Below are 25,878 nucleotides of genomic sequence, written 5' to 3' on the forward strand. Positions count from 1 at the left end.
TCCTCTACCCCATTACCCCATTACCTACCCCATCTGGGCCAGGGCTTCCTCCTCGGTGGCATACTCCCGCCCGATCCGCAAAAGACCTGACAGTTCCAGCACCCGCCGGACTCCCGGAGGTGCAGAAACAAAAACCATTTCCCCGCTTCCGCCGGAAATCCTCTTGTACCGGCCGAGAATCACCCCCAAACACGAACTGTCCACGAATGAGACCGCCTCAAGGTTAAAAACCAGGTTGGCCGTGGCCGTTTCGTCCAGCGCCCGGTCCAACCTGGTCCGGAGTTCGTCGGCGACCTGGAGGTCCAGTTCACCCGAGAGACGGGCGATCAGGGCATTCCCGCGGTGGTCAACGGTAAGCAATAAGGACTCCTCCCCGCCCACGTGCTGCCGGACTCCTTCGCCGGGCTGAACCGGATTTCCTGCTAAAAGTTTCCAGCTGGGGCGGAAAATCTCCCGGGCCGAACTCAACCGCAGATCCTCTCGGTCATCCGCATGAACTGCTGCGCGAACGAAGCCTCGGGCACGTCCTTCGCCGGCACTAGGCCCACCCGGAGCACTTCCCTGCCGTTTTGCAACACCACGTAAGCGCCCAGAGCTTCGCCCTGTCTCAAGGGGGCCGTCAGGCGCGCGGGCAGCTCCACGCGAAAGTCAACGCCCTCTTTTTCTCCCCGGGACACCACCGCACAAACTTCGTGCGGCACGATCAGGTCGACGGCGGTGTGAACCCCTTTGTCCACGGGCAGCGTCTTGATCAATTCGCCTTCCCGGGCCAGGACCACCGCCTCAAACCTGGCGAAGCCCCAGTTGTAAAGCTTGACGGACTCTCGAAAATGGCCTTTTGTTTCCGGCACCGCAAGCACCACGGCAATCAAACGGAGGTTGTCCTTTTTGGCGCTGGACGCCATGCAGTACTTGGCTTCGTTGGTCCAACCGGTCTTGCCGGCCTCGGCCCCCGGATACCACCACAGGAGCTTGTTGGTATTCCAAAGCTTGAATTCTCCCCCACGCAGGTCGTATTCCTTGATGGCCGATACTTCACGGAACACCGGGTGTTTCATTGCCTCCCGGAGGATCACCGCCTGATCGTGGGCGGAGGAGTAATGCCCCTCGGCCGGCAAGCCCGTCGGATTGACGTAATGCGTGTGTTTTGCCCCCAGTTCCGCCGCCCGTTCGTTCATCATCTGCACAAACGCCTCTTCGCTCCCGGCGATGTGCTCCGCGATGGCGACACTGGCGTCGTTGGCCGAACCGGTGGCCACGCTGATGAGCAGTTCACGGAAACTCATTTCCTCCTGCGGCGCCAGGTAGATCTGAGCACCGCCCATTCCCGCCGCATGTTCGCTGGTGACAATAATGTCGTCGAGTTTAGCCTTGCCGCTGTCCAGGGCCTCGACGGCCAGCAGCATGGTCATAATTTTGGTCACGCTGGCGATGGGCAGTTCCTTGTTGGGTTCTTTTTCATACAGTATTCGGCCGGACACCGGCTCCAGCAGGACCGCCGATTCGGCCTCCGTTTCCGGGCCTTGCCCGGAGGCCTTTACCGCTGCGGCGGCAGAACCGGCAAACACGAGCAACACGGTCAGGGTGACGATGACACTCAGCACAAAGCGTTGACGCACGGTACGCCCTCCCTTGTTCTTGTTGCCCCTTAGTATGTTTAGTTACCGGCATCGTATACCGGCCTGAAAACCAGCCTGGAAGTACCTGTAAGCCGCCCGCGCCGGCGGCGGTTTGCTTGACATTTTCGTCCCTGCTGCTTATAATCAAGATTGCGCGGGGGAGTAGTTCAAATGGCAGAACAGCGGTCTCCAAAACCGAAGGTTGTGGGTTCGATTCCTGCCTCCCCCGCCATTATTTTTAGGATTTCAGCCCTAGGGATTTTTCATAATGAGAGCCGTAAACAGATGTCCAGCCCCGGGACCTGCTGGAACACGTCGCCGACAAAGAGGAAGGTGTTATCGATGTCCAATGGTAACGAATTAACTGCCATGCTGCGCGGTATAATCAAAGAGGAAATGCAGTCCGTCCGGCAGGAGGTCCGGTCCATTGTACAGGAAGAATTAAAGCCTGTCCGTCAGGACCTGCAGGAGTTAAGAACAGACCTGCAGGAGTTAAGAACAGGCCAGCAGGAGTTAAGAACAGACCTGCAGGAGTTAAGAACAGACCTGCAGGAGTTAAGAACAGGCCAGCAGGAGTTAAGAACAGGCCAGCAGGAGTTAAGAACAGACCTGCAGGAGTTAAGAACAGGCCAGCAGGAGTTAAGAACAGGCCAGCAGGAGTTAAGAACAGGCCAGCAGGAGTTAAGAACAGACGTTAATAAAATCCAGAAGGACGTTGCTATCATCAAGAAAGAACTAAGTGCAGTTTGGGACGACATTAAACGCCTGGACAATCGCCTTTCCACTCAGGAGGAAAGGGCCATCCGTTAAAGCACCCGGCCAAAACGCCGGGTTTTTCGTTTTTTGATGGGCCGTGTTTGCCCACCCGCTCGGCCGTATGCCGGTGTTCCCTTGGCTCCGGCATGCTCTCCAAAAGGCAGGTGTCCACGATCTCTTTGGAAGAAACCCATAACCGGTCATTTGTCGGGCATTTAACCTGCGTCCTCGAGGAGTTGGGAGTTGGTCTCCAATTAATTAATCATCGCCTGCATCTGAGATCTTGTAAGGGTTTGTCCCCACTTGTCGGCAAAGGGGCGGTTTGGTTGTCCCATCCAGATGAGGAAACCCAGCAATGCCCCCGGTGCGGTTCGGAACATGTGGCCCGCACGGGCTACACGCTGGCGATTGCCATTGTCATGCTGCTCTGGTTCGGAATCTACATTATGATCTTCGTCAACCCGCTGGCCGGAATGGCGACGATTGCGCTCGCGGTGGTGCTTATCCTGCGGGTGGCCGACCCCGACAAAAAAAAGACCCGTTGCCGGCGCTGCGGTCACGCTTGGTTCAATGCCAAACCCCGAACCGGTGACAACGATAATCCCGGTCCCTAAAAACTGCCGCACTACAACCGCCAGAAGGCCTTTGCCGCCCTATCGGACTGGGATCGCGGGCAACGAAGGGCATCACGAAAACGAAAGCAGGAGGGCTTCGGTCCTCCTGCCGCGTTTCTGCCCCGTTTTGTTATTCCGGGGGCCTGGGCCCCCTGCTTGTTTGACCCCCTACTTGTTTTCGGCGGCTTGCCTTTCCTGCTTGATCACCTTTTCCGCGAGGTGGGCGGGCATTTCCTCGTAGGAACCGAACTGCATGGTGAAAGACGCCCGGCCCTGGGTCATGGCCTTCAGGTCGATGGCGTAACGCGCCAGTTCGCCCAACGGGACGGTGGCTCGAATCCTGGTCCGCTTCCCTTCCGGCTCCATCCCCAGGATGCGGCCGCGCTTTCCGTTAAGGTCACTGATGATGTCCCCCATGAACCCCTCGGGCGCCGTCACCTCCACCTCCATAATCGGTTCCAGGAGCACCGGCTGGGCCTGCAGCACACCCTTCTTGAAAGCCATCGAAGCCGCGATCTTGAACGCCATTTCCGAGGAGTCCACCGGGTGGTAGGAGCCGTCATACAGCACCGCCTTGATCCCGGTGGTCGGGTAACCGGCCACCACGCCCTCCTGCATTGCTTCCCGGATGCCTTTTTCCACCGCCGGGAAGAACCCGTTGGGCACGGAACCGCCAAACACCTCTTCGTCGAAGACAAAATCGGTGCCGTCGGTCAGGGGTTCCAGGCGGACCCAAACGTGCCCGTACTGCCCGCGGCCGCCCGTCTGTTTCTTGTATTTCCCTTCGACCCTGGTTTCGTTGCGGATGGTCTCCCGGTAAGGAATCCGCAGCGGGTCGAGCACCACGTCCAGCCCGTACTTCCGTCTGAACCGGTCGACGATGATGTCCAGTTGGGCTTCGCCCATCCCGGTGATGACGGTCTGCTTCGTTTCCGCGTTTTTCTTGATCCGGACCGTCGGTTCCTCTTCGACGATCCGGGCCAGCGCCGTGGAGAGTTTATCCTCGTCACCCTTGCTCTTCGGGCTGATGGCCAGGGACAACATCGGGGAGGGGAAGTCGATCCCTTCCAGGACCAGCGGGTTATCCTTGGTGGTCAGGGTGTCGCCCGTACCCGTTTCCTGAAGCTTCACCAGCACGCAGATATCGCCGGCCGGCACCGCCTCCGCGCCCTGTTGGTTCTTGCCCCGCACATACAATACCTGTCCGATTTTTTCGGTCTTCTCCTTGTTAGCGTTGAATACGCTGCTGTCGCTCTTCAGTTCTCCCGAATACACCCGGACAAAGTTCATCCGCCCGACGTAGGGATCGGTCAGCGTCTTGAAGACCAGTGCGGCCAGTTGCTTGCCGGTTTCCAGCGCGGGAGGCGCGAAGTACCGGGCCGCCGCGGCTGTGATCAAGTCCACCCCGATGTTCCTGACCGCCGACCCGGTGAATACCGGCACCAGCTTGCCGGCTCTGAACGCCTCGGCTAATCCCAGATTCACTTCTTCGGGGGTGAGCGCTTCACCGTCCAGGTACTTGGTGATATAGTCGTCGTTCGCCTCAGCGGCGGCCTCGATCAACTGCTCCCGGTACTCCTCCACCACGGGTTCCAAGTTTTCGGGCACCGGAGTTTCCTCGGGCTTTCCGTTGGCGTATTTAAAGGCCTTGCCGTCCACAATGTCGACCACGCCCTCGAAGGTTTCGGCGTTGCCGATGGGGAGCTGGAACGGCACGAAACGGGCCTCGAATTTCTCCTTCAGTTCGTCCAAGACCTTAAAGAAGTTGGCGTTTTCCCGGTCCAGCTTGTTGATGAACACCATGCGGGGCAGTCCCCGTTCAGCGGCGATATCCCAGGTGATCTCGGTCATCACCTCAACGCCGTCCACGGCGCTGACCACGACCAGCGCCCCGTCGACCACCCGCAGCGCGGCCTTCACGTCACCGACAAAGTCCAAAAACCCGGGTGTGTCCAGTACGTTGAGCTTAAACCCGCTATACTCCACGGGGATGATGCTGGTGTGGACGGTCATCCCCCGCTTGATTTCCTCCGGGTGATAATCCCCTACCGTGGTACCGTCCTCCACGCGCCCGATACGGGTGGTGACGCCGGTATTAAAGAGCATCGCCTCCACCAAGGAAGTCTTTCCCGCTCCGCCGTGGGCAATCAGGCCCACGTTTCGAATCCTTCCGGCCTCGTAATTCTTCACGCGACAGCCCCCTCTTGTCAATATTATGATTTCCTGGAAGAAATGCTTCTATTCTCACTCTATCAAAGACCGCAAAGCGGTATTTAGTTCTACCGCCATCCTGTGAATTCCTTGTGGCGCGTCCAACTTTTCCAGGCTTCACATAGGCTCGGCCCACCCCACATAAACATTAACCGGCACAATCAAGGGGCGTAGAGCGATGTCCGAAAAGCAGTCGGTGGCCCAAGGGACGCTGGTCCTCACCGCTTCCAGCCTTTTCAACCGCATACTCGGGTTCATCTACCAGATCTTGATGGTCCGCCTGCTGAAGGCTGAAGGCATCGGGCTTTTCAGCATGATCTATCCGGTATACGTTCTTTTTCTAGTGGTGGCCAGCGCGGGGATACCGGTGGCCATCGCCAAGCTGGTCGCCGAGGAATCCGCCCGCGGCAACCTCGCCCACGCCTACCGAATTCTCCAAATCTCCCTGGGCTACGTCTTCGGTTCCGCGCTGATTCTTTCGATCATTCTGTTCCTCTTCGGTACGCCGCTCTTAACGATGGTGTTCGACAATCCGGACGTCCACCTGGCTTTCAAGGTACTCACCCCCGGGATACTAATCGTTGCGGTGTGTTCAGCCTTCCGGGGCTTTTTCCAGGGTTTGCAGCAGATGTCACCTACGGCGGTCACCCAGGCGGTGGAGCAGTCGGTGCGCGTGGTCTCGGGCGTGGTCCTGGCCTACCTGCTCATGCCCCAGGGCATCGCCTGGGCCACGGCCGGCGCCTCCGCCGGGGTGGTCCTGGGGGAGTTGTCCGGCTTTTTGCTTATGCTCCTGATCTTCCTCACCCGGCGGCCGGCGGTGGCCGGCGGCACCCGGACGGCGGCGTCCTTTGAACACCTGGTGGTCACCTCCCGCCGGATCTTGAGCGTTGCCGGACCAGTCACCGTTTCCCGGGTGTTCTCCACCGCCCTTTTGTCGATCGACGCGGTGATGATTCCCAAACGCCTGGCCGCAGCCGGCCTCTCGACCGCCGAGGCCACCGCCGTCTACGGCAAGCTGGCCGGAATGGCCCAGACCCTCCTGTTCACACCCGGAATCCTCACGATCTCGCTGGCCACCGCCCTCCTGCCCGCTATCTCCAACGCGCACGCCCGGGGAGATTCGACCCTGCTGCTCAGCCGGGTCGGTTCGGCCCTCCGTCTCACCCTGCTGATCGGCATCCCGAGCGCCGTACTCTTTCTGACCTTGCCCCGGCACATCTGCGGCCTGCTGTTCGGATATCCCGAAGCGGGAGTGATCCTGCAGTTCCTGGCGATCGGCGGACCGTTCCTGTACATCATCCAGACCACCACCGGCATCCTGCAGGGGTTGGGCAAGGCAATGCAGCCGCTGGTCAACCTCCTGGTCGCCTCGGTGCTCAAAATCGCCGGAGTCTACTACCTGACGGCGATGCCGGGCCTGGCGGTGAACGGCGCCGCCCTGGCTCTGGCCGCCCACTTGGCGGTCATGGCGTTGTTGAACCTTCGCGACATCCACCGGCTTACCGGCTACCGTCCGGACTACCTGAACAGTTTGGGGAAAACCGCGCTCGGCGCTCTGGCGATGGTCGCGGTGATCCAATGGGTCGGCCCCGCGCCGGATAGTGTCTTCGGTACTATGCTGGCCATATCGGGCGGGCTGGCGGCATACACGGCGGTGGTGATTCTAACCGGTGCGCTGGCGCGCGAGGAGCGCACCAGGCTGGGCGGCCTCATGCGCGACCTCTTGAGACGCGGGCCCGGCCGGTGGAACTAGCTAACTGCCATTCCAGTCAACCGGCCACTTTTTGAGGGCGTCCAGGGCCTCGTAGTCGGTGAGGTCGATCTTTACCGGGGTGATGGAAATGTACTGGTCCTTCACGGCCCCTATGTCGGTGTCAGGATCGTAACCGTCCGGACTGAACGGTTTCCCGGCCATCCAATAGTAGTACCGTCCCCGGGGGTCAACCCGCCGGTCGATGGCGTCGGCGTAGCGCAGGTTCCCCAGGCGGGTCAGCTTGACGCCGGCCGGCTTTCCGGCGGGCACGTTGATGTTCAGCAGGGTGTTGGCCGTGAACATCTCCCGGTGTTGAAACAAAAACGGCAAAAGGCGGCGGGCGAAGGCGGCGGCCTCTTCAAACTCCGCTTCCCGGTGACTGGCCAGGGAAATGGCCAGGGACGGCACCCCGTTGATCAGTCCCTCCATGGCCGCCGAAACAGTGCCGGAATAAAGTACGTCCGTACCCAGGTTCGGACCGGGGTTGATACCGGAAATCACCAGGTCGGGGGTCTCAGGCAGGAGTGACTCCAGGGCCAGTTTGACGCAGTCGGCCGGTGTACCGTCGACAATCCAACCGCAGCAGTTGCCGTCGACATGACAGGCCTCCCGCACCCGGATCGGCCGGTGCACGGTAATGGAATGGCCGGTGGCGCTCCGCTCACGGTCCGGAGCGATGATGTACACGGTTTCGGCAAGGTCTGACAGTGCGTTGCGCAACGCCTCCAGACCGGGCGCGAAGATCCCGTCGTCGTTGGTCAGCAGTATCCGCATACCCACTCTCCCGTCTAAGTCTTATAGATCGCAACGACCATCTTTCCGTCCTCGTCCTTCGAGAGGCCGAAAACCAGATCACGGTCCTTCAGCGATTTATTCAGGAAGTCCACCACGCGGTACATCTGGTCGTACGGCTCAAAAGCCCGGGCACTGATCAACTCCAGTTTTCCCGCGGACCCGCCTTCCTTCACGGCGCATTCTCCTCCGCTCTAGGAGAGTGTTACAAAACCAGAAATCGTTCTAAACGCTTGGAGGACGCGAAAAACAAGCATGGCTTGATACGGCGAAGCTGGACGTTCCAGAAGTGAGATGTGGGAAGTGCGAGGTGAGAATTCTGATAGAATTCGTTTTGCGAATTCTATCAAGCATCCCGCTTCTAACTTCTCACTTCACACCTCTTTTTTGCCAGGCGCGAGTTTTTTGCAGCGGTCTCCTAGCATCCTTTGATCAGGGTCAGCGCTTCCATCCGCGTTTTGGCGTTGCGCTCAAAAATACCCCGCACCGCGGACGTCACCGTCTGGGCACCGGGTTTGTTCACCCCGCGCATGGTCATGCACATGTGTTCGGCCTCGATCACCACCAGGACCCCGTGGGGCTCAAGCCTTCTCATTATAGCATCGGCGACCTGCGCGGTCAAACGTTCCTGCAACTGCGGCCGGCGCGCGTAGCCGTCCACCACCCGGGCCAGTTTCGACAAACCCGTGATCAGACCCCGGCGGGGTATGTAAGCCACGTGGGCCTTGCCCACCACCGGCAGGAGGTGGTGTTCACAGACTGAGAACAGCGGGATGTCCTTTACCAGGACCAATTCCTCGTGGTTTTCGGTGAAGAAACGCTCCAGGACTTCCTCCGGTTCGGTGGAAAGCCCCGAAAACACCTCGGCGTACATTCGGGCCACCCGGCGCGGGGTGTCCCGGAGCCCCTCCCGCTTCGGGTCCTCCCCGACAGCTTCGATAATCATGGCCACGGCCTGTTCGATCTTCTCCAAATTCACCGGCGCGCCTCCTTAAAAACGCTTACTTACTCAAAGGACTTCCAGCGTACGGTGCACCTGGGGAATGACCCGCACTTCCGGAAGCCGGTCCAAACACCGCTCCTGCATCTCCAGCAGGCGCTCCGGCGGGGCCGGGCGTACGCCGGCGAAAGGGGTCACCGGCTGCAGCACCAGCATGACCGGCCGGGCACCTGCCGACAGCAGTCCGCAAACCGCGTCCAACTCGGCGTCCGTGGTCTCGGAGCCCACCACCGCCTTTACGAAAACGTGCGCGGGGCCGATCGCCTCCAGAAACCGCCGGTGTTCCGCCAGCGGAAAGGGAAAGCCGGTCACGCTCGGCAGTTTGACGTCCATGGCCACGATGTCCACCAGCCGGGTCAGCCGCTCCATGGCTTCCGGCAAGGTACCGTTCGTTTCCAGGTAACACCGGCCCCCATGTTCGCAAAACCGTGCCAGGAAGGCCTCCAGAAAGCCGGCGTGCAGCAGCGGCTCCCCCCCGGTCAGTGCCAGGGCGTGGTAGCGGGGACCAACCGCCCGGCTGGTCCAGCCGAGCAGCGTTTCCACCGTGACCGGGTTTTGATGCCAGGTAAAGACCTTCCGGCCCGGGCTGTTTTCCACCCGGCACCGGCGCCCGGCCGGAGCCGGCGTGTCGCAGTACGTACATTCAAGGTTGCAGCCGGCAAAGCGCACAAACATGTGCCGGCAGCCCACGTAAGGGCCCTCACCCTGAACCGAGGTAAAAACCTCCGTTATGGGAGCCGCCATGCTCATGGAACGCCACGCACCTTGCACCGCGCCAAAATACAACTCCTCATCTCATCGGCGTAACCGTAACTGGTCCGCTGGGCAAGCGACCAGATCGAATCCTCGTCCAGTCCGAGTTCGCCCAACCCCACGGCGGGCACCGGCACCCCCGTGGTGTCGACGTTGAGCCCGGCGTGAATCATGGTGCTCACCGGCGTCAGGGTGGCGATGGAAACGGAGAGTTTCCGGTTTCCGGCCCAGAGGTCGTCACCCAGCCGGCGCAACGACACACCGGTCATCTCGCCCACCAAGTCCTTGACAATCACCATCAGCAGCCGCTGGCGGCAGACCGTTTTCTCCAGGTCCAGGTCGAAATGCTCCACGATAAAGTGCAGCATGTCCGGACTGTAGATCGGCGCCCGGTCAAGACGGTCCCGGATGTCCACCAGGGCGTCGAGGTCAACCCGGCACGGGCCGCGGAAAGTGACAATGCTGTCTCCTTGCAGGTTGAATCCGCGCAACGCCCAGAGTGACGACAACTGGCTGCCGTCATATTCCAGTACCTGCTTGTGTACTAAGAACTGCATTTACACCCTCACCTCGCCGGCGCTCCTCTTGGCCCGTTCCAGGCGCCGGCAGCTTTCACACGCGCCGCAGGCTTGGGCCCCGCCGCGGTAGCAGCTCCAGACATAAGACCAAGGCAACCCCAGGCGCTGTCCCAGAGCGACGATCTCCACCTTGTCGAGCTGCTGGGTATAGCTGGTGACCCGGATTCCGGACAGCGTGGAGTAAGCCAGGGAGTGGTTGACGGCGTCCAGAAACTGCGGGGAATTGTCCGGAAAGTTCCGGGCCTCCTCACGGTTGAACCCGGCGATAATCCGTTCACAGCCCAAGGCTTCGGCGTAGCACGCCGCCACGTTCACCAGCAGGCCGTTACGGTTGGGGACCCAAACCTGCCGGGCTGTCTCGGCGGACCGCACCGGGTCGTCCAGCTCCACCTCGTCGGGTTCCGGAAGTCCTGCTCGCCCCGTAAGCGCCGAGCAGTCGATGTCCCTGAGAAACGGAAGTTCAACCACTTGGTGCCGAATCCCGTAGTGCGCCGACAGGGCCGCGGCGGCCGCGATTTCCCGCCCGGCCGCCAGTTGGCCGTAATCGGCCGTCAGGCAGAGGGCGATTTCCAGGCTGCGCACGCCGAAGGCCAGACATACGGCCGAGTCCACGCCTCCGGACAGCAAGACGATCCCCTTCATCCAGTTCATCCCTCCCGGTAGGTGGCGGCCGCCTTGGCCGACTCCCAGACCGTGACCGCGGTCAGGACCCCGGCCGGCCCGATACCGGCCAAACGAGCCTTCAACTCGGTGAATATGTAACGGGCGATGTTCTCGGCCGTCGGGTTCTTCTCTGGCCGGTCGGGGCCGAATGCCGCCAATTCATTGAGGTAGCAATGGTCCAGGGCTCCCACCACCTGCCGCAGTTCGTTCTTGAGCAGCGTGAAATCCACCAGCATCCCGGCGGCGTTCAGTTCCGGGCCGGCCACCACGGCCTCCACTTCCCAGGTGTGGCCGTGCAGCCGCCGGCACCGGTCCGGATACTCGTGCAGGCGGTGGGCGGCGGCAAAGGACGAACGGACGCGCAGTTCAAACATCCGCATTCCTCCCGTGAAGACTAGTATGGCAAGTGGCGCAAACCGTTATTTTAGGTTCGCCCCTTTTCACGGATACTCCTTCCAGGGAAAAAGCCGCCCAACAAAGAAACGCCCCGGAGGGCGTCAGGCCAGGTACACCAAACACGGTTTTCCCGCAAGGGATTTCCTCATTGCCTTTAAGGAGGATTGCTAACCGGTAAGCCCGAGGGCCCGGTTGTAGTAATCGACCGCCTCGTCTGCGGCGCCCGCGGCGGCGAGCACGTCGGCCTTCAGACCCCAGTAAAGACGATTCTCGGGAGCGCCCTGCAACAACGAATCGCAAATGACGGCGGCCTCTTCATGGCGGCCGAGCCGGACCAGGCACTGGGCCTTGTTTGCCAAAAAGGTCTCCCGCTCCTTTTCGTCCAAGGCGAGAGCACGCTCGTAATGATTCAGCGCCTCCGCATACTGCTGCTGCCGCTCCAGGCAAAGCCCGTAATTGTTGTGCAAGGCCGCATCGTGCGGTGCGCCCTCAAGCGCGGTACGGTAGGAGGAGGAGGCGGCGTCAAACCGGCCCACCTTCAGGTAGCAGGCCGCCAGGTTGTTCAAAACAACGGTATCTTGAGGGGTTACGGCTTGGGCCAACTCGAAGCAAAGAACGGCCTCGTCGTAGCGCTTCAGGTGGAACAACGTGTATCCCTTGTTAATCAACAGCTCCAAAGAGGAGTGGTTTTTGCGCTGCGCCCTCTCGTAGCAACTCAAGGCTTCCGCATAGCGTTTCAAGCGGTTTAAAGCCAACCCGCAATTCACCAGGATCTCGGGTGTCGCTTTTTGGGCCAGGGCCTGTTGAAACAAAGGCAACGCCTCCTGGTTCCGGCCCAACTGGAGCAGGCAAAGACCCTTGTTGTTCAGCACCGTGGCGTCGATCCGCCCCCCACTGAGCGCCCGGGAGTAAAAATCAACCGCCTTGTCGAAGTCACCGGTCTGAAAATACCAGTTTCCCAGCGCCCCGAGAGCCACCAAACGATCCCCGATCACGGCCCCGTCGTCCTCCCGGCAGGCGCGTTCCAGCCACTGGATGAAGTTCTCGTCAATCAGCAGGTTGGCCCGTCGGCAGTGCCAAGCCGCCTTTTCCAACTGTCCGGACTTCAAGCAGTAGCGGGCGGCGTCCAGGTGCAATTCCCCTCGGTCCGGCTGGGCCTCCAGTGCCCGCTCAAGCAGGTGCGCCGCCGTCCGCTCCGCGCCCAAGCGCCTTAGCGCCCGGCTGGACTGGTGCCAGACGTTGGCACGCCGGATGCTTTTCTTGGCCCGCGTCCACGGATTCCTTATCAATACCCAACGCATTCCGCAAAGCCCCTTCCCCCGTTTTGCACAATACTTTTCGCCACTCGTCTTTCCTTATCCTCCCATTGATGGCATATTTATTGCAACAAAGACCGGGGGAAAGCTTTGTATTTCGACAACGGTCATCCGGCCGGCCAATCCCGCATTATCCGCCTGCCGGCGCTTGTCCCCAAACGGTCGGCTCCGGCTTCCAGGAACGCCAGCGCCGTCTTCAGGTCCCGGATTCCTCCGGCGGCCTTGACGCCGAAATGCGGACCGACAGACTTTCTCAGGAAACCGATATCGTCCAGTTGGGCTCCGGTGGGCCCATAGCCGGTGCCGTTTTTGACGTAGTCCGCACCCGAACCCGTGGCCACCCAACAGGCCAGCAGCTTCTGGTCCTCGTTTAAAAACCCGGTCTCCGCGATGAGTTTGACCACGATTTCCCGGTCCAAATCCCGCGCGCCCTCGATGACCCTATCGGCTTCGGACATCAGGTATTTGGAGTCACCCTCCTTTAAGGCGCCGATGTTCAGCACGACGTCGATCTCCCGGGCACCGTCGGCGGCCGCCAGGCGGGCTTCGGTCACCTTGGTTTCAATGGCGTTTGCGCCCAGCGGAAACCCGATCACGGTGCACACCTTGATCCCGGACCCGTCCAACTCCCGGGCGGCCAGGGACACAAAGCAAGGATTCACGCACACCGCTCCGAAACCGAACTCGCGCGCTTCGCGGCACAAGCTGCGCACGTCGTCCTGAACGGCGTCGGCCCTCAGCAGGGTGTGGTCGATGGCCCGGCAAAATTTTTCTCTGTCGATTTCGATCTCCTCCTAAAATTTGCGGCTTATCTTTCCTGGGCCAGCAGCACCAAGCGCTCAACGAGGTCGGCGAACGACATTCCCGCCGCCCGCGCGGCATCGGGGAACAGACTGACGTCGGTCAAACCCGGTATGGTGTTGATCTCCAGGATATACGCCTCGTCACCCGGCACGATCAGGTCCACCCGGGCAAATCCCCGGCAACCGAGGGCCAGGTAAGCTCTCAACGCCAGGTCCGACACCCGTTCCTGGACCTCCCGGGGCACGCGCGGCGGGATCAGGTGCTCACTCAAGCCCGGGGTGTATTTGGACTCATAGTCGTATTTTCCCGTTGCCGAAACAATTTCAATCAAGGGCAGCACCCACGGGTCACGGTTGCCGAGCACCGCCGCGGTGAGTTCCGGCCCGGCGATGAACTTCTCGAGCAGAACACGCGGCCCCCCATAGGCGGCGGCGTCCGCGATGCGTACGCCGACGTCCTCTTCCCGGTCGACGATGTACACCCCGAGCGAGGAGCCCTGTGCGAGCGGCTTGACCACCACGGGCAGGCCCAGTCCGGCGACCGCCGCCCGGACGCCTTCGGCGTCTCCCGCCTCCACTTTCCGGAATTCCGGCACCGGCAGCCCGGCGTGGGCCAGCATCTTCTTGGTCGCGATTTTGTCCATCGCCAGGGCGCTGGCCAGGACCCCCGAACCGGTGTAAGGAATGCCCAACAACTCCAGGAGCCCCTGGACGGCTCCGTCCTCACCCAGCGGACCGTGCAGGGCGATAAAGGCCAACTCAATCCCGGTCTCCCTTATCGTTTGGGCCACGTCCCGGTCCACGTCGATCGGTACCACTTCGTATCCCCTGGACTCCAGGGCGGCGCAAACCGCCCGGCCGCTTCTCAGCGAGACCTCCCGCTCCGCCGACAAGCCGCCCATCAACACCCCAATCCTACGCACCAAGCAGGGATCACCTCACAAGAATTTACTGCCGGCTGCCTGGACTCAAAAAAACTTCGCCAAGAGTCTATTCTGGTTCCGGCGCTGAATTCCTTTGCCGCCAACCGCCGCCGATTCCGATCTCGCGCCGCAGCGCGCGTGCCTCGGTGCCGGCGTTGTCCGCGGCGTCAACGTACAGGTAATGCCGCCCGGAGCAAAGGGGCTCGCGCACCAGGCACCGCAACATCAGCCTAAATCCGTCCCAGCCCGAATCAAGTTCGAAGAACCGGGCCAAGTCCGACACCGGATAGTTGTTGATCCAAAAACGCACGGTGACCGGGTTGATCTCTTTCTCCGGCAACGGTCGGTCCAGGGCGATCCCCGGCACGATCTGCACCCGGAGTTCCCCCGCTTCCAGCATCCGCCGTAACCGCTCTTCTTCATTCAGATTCGCGGGACCCGCCAGCTCCACCACCGGCTGCAACGCCCGGCGGAAGCGCTCTCTCGGAGCCTCCAGGTCGTCGGCGCCCCGCATCAGCTCCTCGAGGAAACCCCAGAGCGCCGGATCCGGGTAGACGCTTTGGGCGAGCCCCCAAAACCCCCGGGCCGCCCCGTGCCGCGCCAACTCCCTGACCAGGCAGGCCCGTACGTCCACGAGCCCCCACAGCAGGCGCAAGTTCGCCCCGTCTTCACACCTGGTCAACCGCCGCGTCAGTTCGGGGCTCACGTACTCGCCCACGCGGCGGAAGATCTCAAACAGGACCGTACCGGAGCGCCCGAACTCCCGGATTTCGACCGCCGGGGTTGAACCCCCCGGTCGGCATTCGGAGCGCCGGGCGAGTTCACTGATTTCGGCAAAACTCTTGCAGAAGAGTTCATCGACGATCTTGGCCACGCATAACTCCAGGTAGTCCGGCTGCCCGGTCTCCGCCGGATCGAGACTTCGCCGCACGGTCTCCGCCAGCCAGGGATTCCGGTGCAAAAGCAACTCGACGAACACCAATTGGCCCCGGATCAGGCTGTTGAAGTCTTTTTTCCACGCGTCCACGTTTTCCGGCCAAATTCTGGCCGTCACTCCCTGGTAGCGCTCCGAGGCGGCCGTAAGGAGGTTGCGGCGCTTTCCATCAGCGGAATAGGTGTGGAAGAGTTCCACCCGGTTGTGCCGCCTTAAGGGTTCGGCGCCGACCAGCAAAAGGAAATCGTGGGCGAATTCGATCAGCGCGTGGTCGATCAGGCGGTACCGGTGCAGGATCTCCGGTAAGAACCAGGCACCCAGCGCCCGGTGCGCGTTGGAGTACCCCGAGAAAACGGCGTGTCCGTCCGGCGCGGCACCGGTCTCTGAAACGAGCCTCCCCTGCCGGTCAATGGGGGCGTAGTGGGCGTACCAATCCGCCAACTGGTGCGAAAGCCAGCCACAGGCGACCGCGAAGTCCCGCTCCGGGTAGGTGATCTCCCGGTGGCCGAGCGCCGCCTCCCGCCACTCATCGATCAGTTGGTAGCCGAAAACAGGACTGCCCCCAGCGTGATCGGGGTAGTAATTGTGCGCATAATCGTAGATGGATTTCCCACCGGATTTGAGATGGTCCAGCGAAATCACGTCGGTGCTGTTACCGGCGAACATGTAGGTCTCCCGGTGAGCAGAAAGCCGCGCCAGGATTTCGCCGTTGATCTTCTTGTTGCCCCGTTTCCGCTCGGCGTGGGCCCGCTCGAGCGCCCACTTGTTCAGCAGCGGGTGCGTCGCCGGTCCCCAGCCCAACAGCGGCAGCAACGGGATCAGCAAGACCCGGGTCAGAAAAGCCCTTATTCGCGACCAAGAGACCGTCAAAGCCAAAGTCACTCCCCCCGCCCGCGATGCATTGCCATGCTATGCAGCCCGCATGGCGGGCGCCACCCGCCGTTCAAGCGGGCCTTCCTGCCATATACTGCAATTTGCGTCCGTTCCCGGGGCCGTGGTATGTTTAACGCAGATTGGCGAGGGTGAAGGGACAGGTATTGACCTTGCGCGGGTACATAGCCCGGATTTCCGGCAAACTCACCGGTCGCGGGTGGCGCCTGACCGCCGTCGAACTGTTCGCCGTTGTTGTTGGGGCGGTCCTCTTCGTGACCGTTTTCGGCCCGGCGGTGTACGATGTGCAGGGCGTCTCCTTTCGGGGCGAGCTGCGTCCGGCCCTGAACGGACGGACGGTGCTGGAGATTCCGCCGGTGGGCAGCCTGACCGCCGACACGCACTCCACCCCGGTCGAGATCCATATCACCGTCCAGGGTGTGCGGCCGGACATTCTCGGCCGGCAACTGTATCCCCAGGTGGATTCAAACCTGATCAATAACTTTGAGGCCAAATCCCAGCAGTCGCTGACGGCTTTCGCCGCCCGGCAGGCCGCCGCAGGGGCCCTGGGGGCGGTTGTCGTCTTTTGGGCCCTCGCCCGCCCCCCATGGACCCGCCTCATCCGGGCCGGAGTCTCCGGCACCCTGCTCATCGCGCTCATCCTGGGCTTGACCCTGCACACCTATGACCGGTCGGTCTTCCGGGAACCGGAGTATCACGGATTGATCGCCGCCGCGCCGCGGGTCATGCACACCGCCGACCAATTGCTCGACAAACTGCAGGACTTCCAGGACAAAACCGACCTCTTGGTAAACAACATCCAGATCCTGGCCGGACAGGTGGACCGCCTGTTCCTCCTGGAAACCACCAGCGAGGAAAGCACCCGGCGGGTGCTGGTGATCGCCGACATCCACAACAACCCGGTCGGTCTCGACTTCACCCAGGCCCTGGTGCACCACTTCCAGGTGGACATGGTCCTCGATGCCGGAGACCTGACCGATTTCGGCTCGCCGCTCGAGGCGCAGGCGGCGGCCAAACCGGCCGGCTTGGGCGTGCCTTACGTCTTCGCCCCAGGCAACCACGATTCGACCGGGGTCATAGATTTCGTGCGGGGCCTGCCCAACGGGCGGGTGCTGAACGGCAAGGTCGAGGACGTCCAGGGCCTCAAGATATTGGGCTCTCCCGACCCCTGGGCGTACGGCGACGCGGTGACGGCCGCGGACGCCGACGAGGAGCGCCTGCTTTTGCAGGAACAGATCGACCAGTTGCGCGACGAACTCGACCGGGCGGAGACGAAGCCGGACATCCTGCTCGTGCACCACCCGGACGTGGCCCGGGCTTTCGCCGGCGAGATACCGATCCTGATCAGCGGCCATACCCACCGGACCATCTTCGAGAACCTGGAAGGCTCCTGGCACGTCAATCCGGGCAGCACCGGCGCCGCCGGCCTGCGCGGGCTGCAGTCCGCCTCGGAGATTCCCTACGCGGCCGTAATCATCCACTTCGACGGCACCGACCGCACTCCGGTAGTGGCCGACTTCATCACCCACCACTCCCTGTCGGGCCGCTTTACGGTGGAACGGCGGCTGATGGGCCCACCCGACACCGAAAACGGCACCGCCATCCAAGGGCTGCCGGCCCGCCCGGCCGCCCATACCGGCCCGTAAGGCTTCTGGCAGCTGCTTCCTGGGCCGCCCGGCGGCCCGTTCCCCGTATAGCCCGTCCGGTCCCCGGAAACGATAAGGAAGAAAAACTTGTCATTTTTCGAGGAGGGACCAGACCATGGTCAACATCACTGTCTACTCCAACCAGGTGGCAGGCGCGACGTGAAGGAGCCTTCAAGCTTTGGCCGGGAAAGTCAAAGACAAGTATGGGGACTCCATTCAGGTGGACGTAGTCCGGCCGCAGGACCGGATGGACGGCGGCAACCGGGAGGCGCCGGCGGCCCCGAACATCGCGGTGGACGGCCAACTATTGGGAAAACGCGTTTCGCTCGCTGAACTCGACCGGACGGTTTCCGAAAGGCTCAAGGCCTAGCCCTAAACCGGCCGCGGGCCACGGACCGGCAGGCCGCCTTTCGGCGCGGCTTGAGGCGCGTACGCGCAGAGATCGGCCAGCGGGCACTCCGGACAGCGCGGGCTGGTTTTCAGGCAGAGGTGGTGTCCGTGCGCCACCAGCAGCGCGTGATACTCGTTGAAAAGCGCCGGGTCGCGCGGGAGATGGGCCTCAAACAAGCGCTGCAATTCATCATAGGATTCGCGGCCGTGGGCCCGCCCCAGGCGCTGCAGAATCCGGTGCGTGTAGTGGTCAATTACGAACACCGGCCGGCCCGCGGCGTAGAGCAGGATCGAGTCGGCGGTTTCCCTCCCGATCCCCCGCACCGCCAGCAGCCGCCGCCGCAAGGATCCGGGCTCCTGTTGGAGAAACCGCATGGTGTCCCCGCCGGACTCCTCGTTGATCATCAGGCAGACATCTTTCAACCGCTGGGCCTTCTGGTTGTAATAACGGGTGGGCCGGATCAAAAGACCAAGCTCCACATGCGGAAGGGCCAGAATCATCCTTACCGACAGGGCGTTTCCGGCCCTTAAGTTGGCAATCGCCTTTTCTACGTTCTTCCAGGACACCTGCTGGGTCAGGATGGCGCCCACAATCACCTCAAAGGCCGAGTCCGCCGGCCACCAGCGCCGCGGCCCGAAGTGCGCGTACAGCCGTTCGTAGACTTCCCGCAGAAACTCCCGCAAGCTCCCCCTCCGGTCCGGGGTCAGGTCTCCCCGCTACTATAACACAAAAAACAAGGGTGCGATGAACTTCAGGCTTTGGAGAACTAAATTCATAGTCTTTACTTGCCTTCGGGTTATCGCACCCTTATGACCTGATTGTGCCCGTTACGTATTCCAAATATACGTGCGCCGCTAGTTAATTTTGTAGCCGCTCTGATAGCCCTGCGGGAGACAAATCAGCGAAACGGGATGGGGAATGGGCGTCCGGACCCCTGCGACCTGCAGTCCCATATCTTCCAGGGTCTTGATCAAGAGCATCTGGTCCCGGAGTCTTCGGGCAAGACAATCCAACTCAAAAAAAATGAAATACGATACGCCGCCTTCCTCAATCCGGGCCAAGGCCGCCTGAAGGCCCGGACGATCCAAAGTCCAACCTGACAGGCCCTCATCGGTGAAGACCTCCACTTCCGTGCAGCCTACTCTCAACGCGTAGTCTTTACATTCGATGATCTGGGAGTCCAAAGAAAATGCATCCGTTGAGGGTTTGGTCCGACGGGCATACACAATGGCCGTCATACCTCGCACTCCTTTTCAACTCGTTCCGGTTGTCCCCAAATTAACAGTCCTTTGGGGTAAATGCAATGCCAAATCTTTGGTTTTTCCGCTAACTTATTGCTGCAATGCCGGCGACAGCCGCCGCCAAAGCTGGAGTTTTGCTAATAATATACGGAAGGAGCTTGGGCACCGGACCGGATTGAGCCCCGAATCTTTGCAGTTAACTTTTTCTATTCTGCTCTGCGTTTTCGTTTCCCAATCGGTTTAACGAACCCACCGGCGGAGTGCCCGCAATTCCGCGGCGGTCCGGCACGGCCGGTGCGCAGCCGGGGCCCGCCTTGACAAACCGCCTCCCGGCATCTAAACTGTTACTAGCATACAAAACGTCGGAGTGGCGGAATGGCAGACGCGCACGTTTGAGGGGCGTGTGGGGTACTCCCGTGGGGGTTCAAGTCCCCCCTCCGACACCAATCCCATGCACTGAATGGTCAGGGTGAGAGGCCGCCCTGACTTTTGGCTTTCCGGGGTCCTGCGGCAAATGGCCGGGAAAAGGTTCGGACCGGTTCTCGGCGTTCGCCCGAACATGGTCAAGTTGCTTTTTCGGCGGCTAAAGGAACACGTGTCCGGATGTAGAACATTTCTTTTGGAAAGCAAACCGGTTCACTGAAATCGGGCGGCAGTCAGCGAATCAGAGTTACAAGGCCCTACCGGAATCAGGTTAAGGAGTCCTCGGAAATGGGCATTCATGACCGGGATTGGTACAAAGAGAACGGCAAAGAACGCCGCAGAAAGGAACTTGCCGCCAGGAAAAGAGCACAGGACCGCGTCAGAGTCCTCCTGTACGCCGGGGTTGTGGTTCTGGTGGCGCTTCTATGGTACTTCGGCCGGTAGGCTCTCCGCCAAAGCCCCGCCGGAGCTCGGGAGCCCCATATGGAAAGGAGGGAGACAGTGAAGACGGACTACGCCATCATTCTGCAGGAGTTGGCTCCTTGCGGTCTGGACTGCGCGCGCTGCTTCGGCTATGCCGGGGGCGAGATCAAGGCGTTGGCGGCCGCCCTCCTGGATCGCCTGGGCAACTTTGAGCCGGTGGCGTCCCGGCTGTGCGGAGTTGTCTCCGCCCTTCAGGATTATGCCCGGTTCCAGGAATTACTGAACATGATGGCCGCTGCCTCGTGTCCCGGCTGCCGGGCCGGGGGCGGCCGTTTTCCTCCCTGCGCCGCCAAGACCTGTTTTCGGGAGCAGGGCGTGGATTTTTGTTATCAATGTGCCGAGTACCCTTGTGAACGCAATCAATTCGATCCGGATTTGCTGCGGCGCTGGCGGTGGATGAACGACCGCATGGCTAAGATCGGCGTCGAGGCCTACTACCACGAGCAGAAGAAGAAACCGCGCTACTGATGGGGTAAACGGTGGGGTGCCATACCAGGCGGAGGGACTGGGCAAAAAGAGGTGACTTGCCGCATGCAGCAAAAAGAGGGCCTGTTGGAAGCTGCCGGGAGGTGGTATGGAGGTCCGGCGGTCAAGGAGTTCCTGGCCCGCTCCCTTCCCCGGGATGGCATGTTCTGCTGGTACGAGGCCGCCCGGATTCAGCAACTGGACGGGTCGTTTCTGGCCAAATACTACGTCTGCAGCCACGCCAAGCTCTTGGTGCTTTCCGTATCGGCCGTGCAGATCGAACTGCGCGCCTATTCCCTGGCGGCCCTGCAGAAGGTGACCGCCAGGATTCCCTTCGCCCCCGGACACCGTGCGGTGTGGCCGCGGACCGAGTTCAACTGCCGCTTCCTGGTCGGCTCCGAGTCGGAGTTGGTGCCGGTGGACTTCCCGGAGCGCGACGTCGAACTCCCGGGCTACTTTTCAATCATCGAAGTTCTTTTCGCCCGCGGAGGCTAAAACCCCCCGCCTCAATCGTTGACCGCGTATTGCCGGCGTCCCTCGCGGTACAGGTCACCGCCATATATGTCGTTGATCACGATCGCCGGGAAGTCCACGACGACCAGCTCGTGCACGGCCTCCGGCCCCAGTTCCGGATAGGCGACCACCCGTGCCGCCCGCACGCATCTGGAAAGCAGGGCACCGGCGCCGCCCACCGCCCCAAAGTAAACCGCGCGGTACTCCTTTAAGGCGGCGATCACCTCCGGCGAACGGAAGCCTTTGCCGATCATGCCTTTCAGGCCCTGGGCCAGTAAAGCGGGCGTGTAGGAATCCACGCGCCCGGACGTGGTGGGACCGCAGGCGCCGATCACCCGGCCCGGACGGGCCGGCGACGGTCCAACGTAGTACACCACCTGGCCGTACAAATCCACGGGCAACGGAGCACCCTGTTCAATCAGCGCCACCAGCTTTATATGGGCCGCGTCCCGCGCCGTCAACAACGTGCCGTTTAAGAGCACCCGGTCACCGGCCCGCAACTCGGCCACCAGTTCATCGGTCAACGGGAGAATGATGCGTCTGGGATCGGACACTCCAAAGGCCTCCTCACCGGGACGGCCGTCCCGGAACCGGCACTAGAGTACGGCCGTCTTGTGCCGTACCACGTGACAGTTCAGGTTCACCGCCACCGGCAGCATGGCGATGTGGGTGGGATAGGTCAGAATATGGACGGCCAGGACTGTGACGCGGCCCCCCAGCCCCATCGGGCCGATGCCCAACCCGTTTAGCAAAACACGCAGGCTTTCCTCCAGCCCGGCCAGTTCAGCAACGGGGTTTTTGGTCCCCACCGGGCGCAGCAGCGCCTCCTTGGCCAGCAAAGCCGCCTTCTCCAGGGTTCCCCCGAGACCCACACCCACCACCAGCGGGGGACACGGATTGGGCCCGGCCGACGACACCGTCTCCAGGATGAACCGCTTGACCCCGTCCAGCCCTTCGGCCGGTTTGAGCATTTTCAGGGCGCTCATGTTTTCACTGCCTGCGCCCTTGGGCATCACCGAGATCTTCAGGCGGTCGCCGGAAACCACCCGCCAGTGGATGACCGGCGGGGTATTGTCGCCCGTGTTGACCCGGTTCAGCGGGTCGGCCACCACCGACTTGCGCAGGTAACCCTGCTCATAGCCCTCTCTCACACCGCGGACCACGGCTTCCTCCAGGCTGCCGTCCACAAGCCGCACGTCCTGGCCGACCTCCACAAAGACCACGGCGATACCGGTGTCCTGACAGAGCGGTATTTCTTCACGGACCGCGATTTGGGCGTTCTCGAGGAGCTGTCCCAAGACGTCCTTTCCGGTTGGCGAAATTTCTTCCCGGCGGGCCATTTCCAGGGCGGCGACCACGTCCGGTTCGAGCACGCAGTTTGCTTCCCGGCAGAGGCGGGAGGTCACTTCAACGACCGTTTTGCAGTCCAGGGTGCGCACTAGTACTTCCTTCTTTACCCGGGTATTTATAACGCGGGTTTATTATAACCCGGGGGACCGGCCGCTGGCCAGCCCCCACTGCTTAAACCTTACACTCACCTGCTTACCCTGCAACAACCGGTGCCGTTCGGTGGTTGGTCCTTCCGCCGCCGATAGTACCGGCGGTGGAGGAACTGTCCGCCCGCCGTAATTGTTAAGATACGAGACCATCTTCATCCCGTGGGGGGGGGGAATGTATCGCCAGCCCCTGCGGTGTTTTTTCCAAATCGCCACAAAATTTGCAAATTTGCATAGTTTGACAACCCTCGGCTAATACACTAATAAAGGTGTTGCCTTATGGTGGAAGCCCCGCACGTCGCCGCGGTCTTGCGCTCCTTCACGGTGAGCCCGAGTCTCTGGCTACAGCATCTGGCCCTGGGACACCCGAACTGCAGTCCCGAACTGCTGCTCAGGACGGGCTCAGGGCCGGATTTTCAGCTCCGGGGCGCCGCCCGGCGACCATCAGCATCGGGGAACGGCGGCAACTCGTATACCATCCGCCGCAGTGGGCGGTGCTGCTGGCTGAAGTGCCGGGGATCCTCTTCCTGGATGAGCTTACCAATGTTCAGCGGCCCGACGTGCTCGCCGCAGCCTACAAACTCATCCAGGACCGGGCCGCCGGTTTTGTCGGGTTTGGCTCCGGCGTGCACGTGGTCGCCGCCGACAACCGGCCGGAGGACAGTGTCCTGGCCAACCCGCTGCCCGCCCCCCTCTTAAACCGCGTGTACCAGATCACGGTCGAACCGCCCCGGATCGAGCAGTGGATGCGCTGGATGAACATCAACCATCCCGGCGGTCACAAGCACGTGTTCGCCTATCTCCAGCGTTTCCCGCAGGACTTCTGCCGGGCTCCTGCGGAGGGCGAAACGCTGGAGAGCTACCCGACACCGCGAAGCTACACCAGCCTGGCCCGCGACCTGCCGGCGGCCGTTGAGGCCGGCCTGGACCGCCCGGCGCTGCGGGCTTTGTGCACCGCCGCCCTCGGCCGCGAAGTCGGGCAGAAGTTCTTTGCCTTCCTGGAGTACAACGTCCCCGCCTACGAAACCTTTGTCCAAGACCCCACCCTCTTTGCCGCCCTTGATGTCGACCAGCGCTACATCGGCGTAGTGGTCGTGGGCCAGGGGCTGGTCGCCGCGGTCTCGGCCGTGTCCGGCGGCACGGCCGGGAGCGATATCATGGAGGCCCGTGCGCTGCTCCGGCCCCACGCAACCGGTTGCGTCCCCCTCCTGGACGTGATGGCCGGACAGAGCCGCGAGTACCTGACCCTGCTCTGGTATTTGATTTCCAGCCACCTGAGTCATCCGTGGAACGATGCTCTTTTCCTGGAGATGTGTGCCCAATCCGAGCCGGTCATGCAGGCCTACGCCGCGATCGGCGAGTTACTGGGATAGCGGTGGGCCCGATGCTTGATACGCAGGCCATCCGCGTGGAACTGGAGGATTTGAAGGCGCTGCTTTTCCTGAGGACGCCCTACCTGGCCCTCTTGTTGAGCAAAATGCGCATTTCCGTCAGTGAAGGCGTGCGCACCGTGCTGGCCACGCCCAGCGGGGAGACCATTGTTAATCCGGAGTTTTGGGGCAAACTGCGCAACCGTGAGACCAAGACCTTTGTCCTGGTGCACGAGGCCCTGCACCTCGCTTTCCGCCATCCGTGGACGGCTCAGGGGCGTGACCGGGCGCTGTTCAACGTGGCGGCGGACCGGACATGGTGGTCAACGAAATGCTCTTCCGGCACGGCTATCACGAGGCCGCCGACAACCCGGTGACCGCTCCCGTGGTCCGGGAAATGCTGTGGGCCCGGAACGTGCCCATCAGCGTCGAGGAACTGCGCCGCGCCTCCAGCGATGAGGTTTACTGCCTCCTGGTGGACTGTTCCGGTTCAATCACCCAAAGGGCGCTGGCCCAGTTCGTGGCAGAGGTCTGGGCCCTTTCCCGGCTCTTCCGGTGCGAATTGCGGGTGTTGCCCTGGGATGCCGCAGTCTATCCGGAAATCAAGATGCATACTCCGGGGCAGGTGCAAGCGCGGGTTCACTCGGGGCTTCGGGGCGGGGGCGGCACCGTGCTGGCCCCGGCCCTGGGCCATCTGCAGCGGCGGATGCGGACCCAGGACGTGGTGGTGATTATCTCGGACGGCCATATCGGCGACCTTAAAAACGCCGAAACCCAAAAGCTCTACCAGACGGTGTCCAGAAAGGCCGCCGGCCTGATCTTTTTGACCAGCGACCGCCGGCCGCATCTCCCGCACACCCGGATCATCCACTTCCACTAACCGGAACGGTCATTGCCTGGTTCGGCAGGCGGAGTAGTTGCTGAGGGTGACCCCCTCGGACGCCAGCCAATCGCGGGTTTCCGGGGCGCACAGAACAGCCAGTTCTTTCTGCCGTTCACCGACGTAGGAGCTCCTGGTCTGCAAGGCGGCGTCTGCAAAACCGGGATGGGTCATGAGTTCCACCAGCCGGTGACCGTTTTCCCGGGCCTGCAGAATCATTTGGCATAGGTTTTCACGGGAGGCCGCCCGGCCGATCCACTCACCGCAAAAATGGTCGGGGGTGGCCACGCCCCGCTCCCGGATCCGGTCACGCATGACCGGGTCCAGGTGGCGCACCGGGAGGCCGTAGCGGCCGGCGACGGTGATCAGAGCCTCCAGCACCACCGGGTGGCGCTGAATATGGTGGTGGGTGTCCAGGTGGGTGACCGTCACCCCTCCGGACAGTACCTTTTCGATTTGCGCTTCAAACTCCCTTTCAATCTCCAGAGGGTTGATCTCCAGTTCAGCATACCGGCTCGGGCGGTGGAAAAACCCGTGCTCGTCAACCAGTGAGAGAATCCGGCCCGGAGGCAGAAGCGGCCGTCCCGCCGAGATGCACAGGTGCACTCCGGTCCGGGGGATCAGGCCGCTCCGCAGGTACTGGATCGCGGCCGCGGTGCCGTCCTGGTTGACCATCAGGCTGGTACTGCTCACGATCCCGCGCCGCATGCAAAGCAGTATCGCCTGGTTCACACCGGCGGTGACCCCCAGATCGTCAGCGTTGATAATCAGGTTCATGGCCTCACGCTCCCTAACCCGGTCTAGCCTGATTATATCATCAACCGCAAAAGTCTACCCGCACCAGGGCGGCACCCGGGGAGAAACCCCGGGTGCCGCCCTGGAACCCTGATCAAGTTTGAAGCTTTGTCCTTCCATCTTTCGACGGGCGCATCCCATACTTGGTTGCCGACATCAGATCAAAGGCCCCC

Annotated in this window: 30 protein-coding genes and 2 tRNA genes; 13 read left to right on the plus strand and 19 right to left on the minus strand. The window is 61.8% G+C overall.

The window, feature by feature from the left end:
• Nucleotides 1-24: 24 nt before the first annotated feature.
• Both AB1402_06765 and AB1402_06770 read right to left on the minus strand, forming a co-directional pair.
• The gene (locus tag AB1402_06765) at nucleotides 25-360 is read right to left on the minus strand and encodes an anti-sigma factor antagonist (protein MEW6541297.1); all 336 of its coding nucleotides are present in this window, start codon (nucleotides 358-360) and stop codon (nucleotides 25-27) included.
• A gap of 104 nt (nucleotides 361-464) precedes the next feature.
• The gene (locus AB1402_06770) at nucleotides 465-1,619 is read right to left on the minus strand and encodes a D-alanyl-D-alanine carboxypeptidase family protein (protein ID MEW6541298.1); all 1,155 of its coding nucleotides are present in this window, start codon (nucleotides 1,617-1,619) and stop codon (nucleotides 465-467) included.
• A 156-nt stretch (nucleotides 1,620-1,775) separates the two neighbouring features.
• On the opposite strand from AB1402_06770, the gene AB1402_06775 reads away from it, so the two are divergent.
• From AB1402_06775 to AB1402_06785, 3 genes are all read left to right on the plus strand, one after another.
• Nucleotides 1,776-1,851: transfer RNA gene (locus tag AB1402_06775), tRNA-Trp, on the plus strand.
• Nucleotides 1,852-1,961: 110 nt separating this feature from the next.
• Nucleotides 1,962-2,429, plus strand: a complete 468-nt coding sequence (locus tag AB1402_06780; protein ID MEW6541299.1) for a hypothetical protein — start codon at nucleotides 1,962-1,964, stop codon at nucleotides 2,427-2,429.
• A gap of 272 nt (nucleotides 2,430-2,701) precedes the next feature.
• Entirely contained in the window at nucleotides 2,702-2,989 is a 288-nt protein-coding gene (locus AB1402_06785; GenBank protein MEW6541300.1) for a hypothetical protein, read from the plus strand.
• A gap of 168 nt (nucleotides 2,990-3,157) precedes the next feature.
• On the opposite strand, the gene fusA is transcribed toward AB1402_06785, so the two are convergent.
• Nucleotides 3,158-5,179, minus strand: coding sequence for an elongation factor G (gene fusA, locus AB1402_06790; GenBank protein ID MEW6541301.1), 2,022 nt, complete (start codon nucleotides 5,177-5,179; stop codon nucleotides 3,158-3,160).
• Between the two features lie 199 nt (nucleotides 5,180-5,378).
• On the opposite strand from fusA, the gene spoVB reads away from it, so the two are divergent.
• Nucleotides 5,379-6,953, plus strand: coding sequence for a stage V sporulation protein B (gene spoVB / locus AB1402_06795; GenBank protein MEW6541302.1), 1,575 nt, complete (start codon nucleotides 5,379-5,381; stop codon nucleotides 6,951-6,953).
• On the opposite strand, the gene surE is transcribed toward spoVB, so the two are convergent.
• The 11 genes from surE to AB1402_06850 form a co-directional block, all read right to left on the minus strand.
• Nucleotides 6,954-7,727 (minus strand): 5'/3'-nucleotidase SurE, encoded by a 774-nt coding sequence (gene surE, locus AB1402_06800; protein ID MEW6541303.1) that lies wholly within the window; start codon nucleotides 7,725-7,727, stop codon nucleotides 6,954-6,956.
• Nucleotides 7,728-7,741: 14 nt separating this feature from the next.
• Nucleotides 7,742-7,921 (minus strand): YpmA family protein, encoded by a 180-nt coding sequence (locus AB1402_06805; GenBank protein MEW6541304.1) that lies wholly within the window; start codon nucleotides 7,919-7,921, stop codon nucleotides 7,742-7,744.
• A 242-nt stretch (nucleotides 7,922-8,163) separates the two neighbouring features.
• Nucleotides 8,164-8,724 (minus strand): GTP cyclohydrolase I FolE, encoded by a 561-nt coding sequence (folE, locus tag AB1402_06810; protein ID MEW6541305.1) that lies wholly within the window; start codon nucleotides 8,722-8,724, stop codon nucleotides 8,164-8,166.
• A gap of 30 nt (nucleotides 8,725-8,754) precedes the next feature.
• On the minus strand, nucleotides 8,755-9,489 hold the full coding sequence (locus AB1402_06815; protein ID MEW6541306.1) for a 7-carboxy-7-deazaguanine synthase QueE: 735 nt from the start codon (nucleotides 9,487-9,489) through the stop codon (nucleotides 8,755-8,757).
• 2 nt (nucleotides 9,490-9,491) lie between these two features.
• The gene (locus tag AB1402_06820; GenBank protein ID MEW6541307.1) at nucleotides 9,492-10,055 is read right to left on the minus strand and encodes a DUF366 family protein; all 564 of its coding nucleotides are present in this window, start codon (nucleotides 10,053-10,055) and stop codon (nucleotides 9,492-9,494) included.
• Nucleotides 10,056-10,718 (minus strand): 7-cyano-7-deazaguanine synthase QueC, encoded by a 663-nt coding sequence (queC, locus tag AB1402_06825; GenBank protein MEW6541308.1) that lies wholly within the window; start codon nucleotides 10,716-10,718, stop codon nucleotides 10,056-10,058.
• 5 nt (nucleotides 10,719-10,723) lie between these two features.
• Entirely contained in the window at nucleotides 10,724-11,113 is a 390-nt protein-coding gene (gene queD, locus AB1402_06830) for a 6-carboxytetrahydropterin synthase QueD (GenBank protein ID MEW6541309.1), read from the minus strand.
• Nucleotides 11,114-11,302: 189 nt separating this feature from the next.
• Nucleotides 11,303-12,436, minus strand: a complete 1,134-nt coding sequence (locus AB1402_06835) for a tetratricopeptide repeat protein (protein MEW6541310.1) — start codon at nucleotides 12,434-12,436, stop codon at nucleotides 11,303-11,305.
• Nucleotides 12,437-12,558: 122 nt separating this feature from the next.
• The gene (gene deoC / locus AB1402_06840) at nucleotides 12,559-13,164 is read right to left on the minus strand and encodes a deoxyribose-phosphate aldolase (protein MEW6541311.1); all 606 of its coding nucleotides are present in this window, start codon (nucleotides 13,162-13,164) and stop codon (nucleotides 12,559-12,561) included.
• 95 nt (nucleotides 13,165-13,259) lie between these two features.
• Nucleotides 13,260-14,180 carry a D-alanine--D-alanine ligase gene (locus tag AB1402_06845; GenBank protein MEW6541312.1) on the minus strand — a complete coding sequence of 307 codons (921 nt, stop codon included), beginning with the start codon at nucleotides 14,178-14,180 and terminating at the stop codon, nucleotides 13,260-13,262.
• A 64-nt stretch (nucleotides 14,181-14,244) separates the two neighbouring features.
• Nucleotides 14,245-15,987, minus strand: coding sequence for a hypothetical protein (locus AB1402_06850; protein ID MEW6541313.1), 1,743 nt, complete (start codon nucleotides 15,985-15,987; stop codon nucleotides 14,245-14,247).
• A 161-nt stretch (nucleotides 15,988-16,148) separates the two neighbouring features.
• On the opposite strand from AB1402_06850, the gene AB1402_06855 reads away from it, so the two are divergent.
• Both AB1402_06855 and AB1402_06860 read left to right on the plus strand, forming a co-directional pair.
• A complete protein-coding gene (locus AB1402_06855; GenBank protein ID MEW6541314.1) occupies nucleotides 16,149-17,648 on the plus strand; it encodes a metallophosphoesterase family protein in 1,500 nt (499 codons plus the stop codon).
• Nucleotides 17,649-17,826: 178 nt separating this feature from the next.
• Nucleotides 17,827-18,018, plus strand: coding sequence for a hypothetical protein (locus AB1402_06860; GenBank protein MEW6541315.1), 192 nt, complete (start codon nucleotides 17,827-17,829; stop codon nucleotides 18,016-18,018).
• A 2-nt stretch (nucleotides 18,019-18,020) separates the two neighbouring features.
• Here AB1402_06860 and AB1402_06865 read toward each other — a convergent pair whose 3' ends face one another.
• Together AB1402_06865 and AB1402_06870 are read right to left on the minus strand one after the other, a co-directional pair.
• Nucleotides 18,021-18,722, minus strand: a complete 702-nt coding sequence (locus tag AB1402_06865) for an endonuclease III domain-containing protein (GenBank protein ID MEW6541316.1) — start codon at nucleotides 18,720-18,722, stop codon at nucleotides 18,021-18,023.
• A 171-nt stretch (nucleotides 18,723-18,893) separates the two neighbouring features.
• Nucleotides 18,894-19,277: a recombinase family protein gene (locus tag AB1402_06870; protein ID MEW6541317.1), complete on the minus strand. Its 384-nt coding sequence runs from the start codon at nucleotides 19,275-19,277 to the stop codon at nucleotides 18,894-18,896.
• Between the two features lie 364 nt (nucleotides 19,278-19,641).
• Here AB1402_06870 and AB1402_06875 point away from each other — a divergent pair.
• The 4 genes from AB1402_06875 to AB1402_06890 all read left to right on the plus strand — a co-directional run bounded on the left by AB1402_06875 (nucleotide 19,642) and on the right by AB1402_06890 (nucleotide 21,146).
• Nucleotides 19,642-19,726: transfer RNA gene (locus AB1402_06875), tRNA-Leu, on the plus strand.
• A 265-nt stretch (nucleotides 19,727-19,991) separates the two neighbouring features.
• The gene (locus tag AB1402_06880) at nucleotides 19,992-20,147 is read left to right on the plus strand and encodes a hypothetical protein (GenBank protein ID MEW6541318.1); all 156 of its coding nucleotides are present in this window, start codon (nucleotides 19,992-19,994) and stop codon (nucleotides 20,145-20,147) included.
• Nucleotides 20,148-20,204: 57 nt separating this feature from the next.
• Nucleotides 20,205-20,654, plus strand: a complete 450-nt coding sequence (locus AB1402_06885; protein ID MEW6541319.1) for a DUF3795 domain-containing protein — start codon at nucleotides 20,205-20,207, stop codon at nucleotides 20,652-20,654.
• A 63-nt stretch (nucleotides 20,655-20,717) separates the two neighbouring features.
• Nucleotides 20,718-21,146: a hypothetical protein gene (locus AB1402_06890; protein MEW6541320.1), complete on the plus strand. Its 429-nt coding sequence runs from the start codon at nucleotides 20,718-20,720 to the stop codon at nucleotides 21,144-21,146.
• 11 nt (nucleotides 21,147-21,157) lie between these two features.
• Here the strand turns inward: AB1402_06890 and AB1402_06895 are convergent, their stop codons facing one another.
• The gene (locus AB1402_06895; GenBank protein MEW6541321.1) at nucleotides 21,158-21,718 is read right to left on the minus strand and encodes a Fe-S-containing hydro-lyase; all 561 of its coding nucleotides are present in this window, start codon (nucleotides 21,716-21,718) and stop codon (nucleotides 21,158-21,160) included.
• A 42-nt stretch (nucleotides 21,719-21,760) separates the two neighbouring features.
• Nucleotides 21,761-22,603, minus strand: coding sequence for a fumarate hydratase (locus tag AB1402_06900; protein ID MEW6541322.1), 843 nt, complete (start codon nucleotides 22,601-22,603; stop codon nucleotides 21,761-21,763).
• 551 nt (nucleotides 22,604-23,154) lie between these two features.
• Here AB1402_06900 and AB1402_06905 point away from each other — a divergent pair.
• The 3 genes from AB1402_06905 to AB1402_06915 are packed head-to-tail and all read left to right on the plus strand — an operon-like array spanning nucleotide 23,155 to nucleotide 24,910.
• Entirely contained in the window at nucleotides 23,155-24,033 is an 879-nt protein-coding gene (locus AB1402_06905; GenBank protein MEW6541323.1) for a hypothetical protein, read from the plus strand.
• A gap of 11 nt (nucleotides 24,034-24,044) precedes the next feature.
• Complete coding sequence (locus AB1402_06910) at nucleotides 24,045-24,407, plus strand: hypothetical protein (protein ID MEW6541324.1); 363 nt, start codon at nucleotides 24,045-24,047, stop codon at nucleotides 24,405-24,407.
• The gene (locus tag AB1402_06915) at nucleotides 24,347-24,910 is read left to right on the plus strand and encodes a VWA-like domain-containing protein (protein ID MEW6541325.1); all 564 of its coding nucleotides are present in this window, start codon (nucleotides 24,347-24,349) and stop codon (nucleotides 24,908-24,910) included. Before AB1402_06910 ends, AB1402_06915 begins: the two co-directional genes overlap by 61 nt.
• 9 nt (nucleotides 24,911-24,919) lie before the next feature.
• On the opposite strand, the gene AB1402_06920 is transcribed toward AB1402_06915, so the two are convergent.
• Nucleotides 24,920-25,687: a carbohydrate deacetylase gene (locus AB1402_06920; GenBank protein MEW6541326.1), complete on the minus strand. Its 768-nt coding sequence runs from the start codon at nucleotides 25,685-25,687 to the stop codon at nucleotides 24,920-24,922.
• Nucleotides 25,688-25,878: the final 191 nt, after the last annotated feature.

This window comes from Bacillota bacterium, assembly GCA_040757205.1.
Taxonomy (GTDB): Bacteria; Bacillota; Desulfotomaculia; order Desulfotomaculales; family Desulforudaceae; genus Desulforudis.

What these genes read in the sequence shown, in the direction of transcription:
- AB1402_06780 (MEW6541299.1), top strand. Translation starts at nt 1,962, where the DNA reads ATGTCCAATGGTAACGAATTAACTGCCATGCTGCGCGGTATAATCAAA.
- surE (MEW6541303.1), bottom strand. Translation starts at nt 7,727, where the DNA reads ATGCGGATACTGCTGACCAACGACGACGGGATCTTCGCGCCCGGTCTG.
- AB1402_06870 (MEW6541317.1), bottom strand. Translation starts at nt 19,277, where the DNA reads ATGACGGCCATTGTGTATGCCCGTCGGACCAAACCCTCAACGGATGCA.
- AB1402_06880 (MEW6541318.1), top strand. Translation starts at nt 19,992, where the DNA reads ATGGGCATTCATGACCGGGATTGGTACAAAGAGAACGGCAAAGAACGC.
- spoVB (MEW6541302.1), top strand. Translation starts at nt 5,379, where the DNA reads ATGTCCGAAAAGCAGTCGGTGGCCCAAGGGACGCTGGTCCTCACCGCT.
- AB1402_06920 (MEW6541326.1), bottom strand. Translation starts at nt 25,687, where the DNA reads ATGAACCTGATTATCAACGCTGACGATCTGGGGGTCACCGCCGGTGTG.
- queC (MEW6541308.1), bottom strand. Translation starts at nt 10,718, where the DNA reads ATGAAGGGGATCGTCTTGCTGTCCGGAGGCGTGGACTCGGCCGTATGT.
- AB1402_06820 (MEW6541307.1), bottom strand. Translation starts at nt 10,055, where the DNA reads ATGCAGTTCTTAGTACACAAGCAGGTACTGGAATATGACGGCAGCCAG.
- AB1402_06890 (MEW6541320.1), top strand. Translation starts at nt 20,718, where the DNA reads ATGCAGCAAAAAGAGGGCCTGTTGGAAGCTGCCGGGAGGTGGTATGGA.
- AB1402_06835 (MEW6541310.1), bottom strand. Translation starts at nt 12,436, where the DNA reads ATGCGTTGGGTATTGATAAGGAATCCGTGGACGCGGGCCAAGAAAAGC.
- AB1402_06815 (MEW6541306.1), bottom strand. Translation starts at nt 9,489, where the DNA reads ATGGCGGCTCCCATAACGGAGGTTTTTACCTCGGTTCAGGGTGAGGGC.
- queD (MEW6541309.1), bottom strand. Translation starts at nt 11,113, where the DNA reads ATGTTTGAACTGCGCGTCCGTTCGTCCTTTGCCGCCGCCCACCGCCTG.
- AB1402_06915 (MEW6541325.1), top strand. Translation starts at nt 24,347, where the DNA reads ATGGTGGTCAACGAAATGCTCTTCCGGCACGGCTATCACGAGGCCGCC.
- AB1402_06910 (MEW6541324.1), top strand. Translation starts at nt 24,045, where the DNA reads ATGCTTGATACGCAGGCCATCCGCGTGGAACTGGAGGATTTGAAGGCG.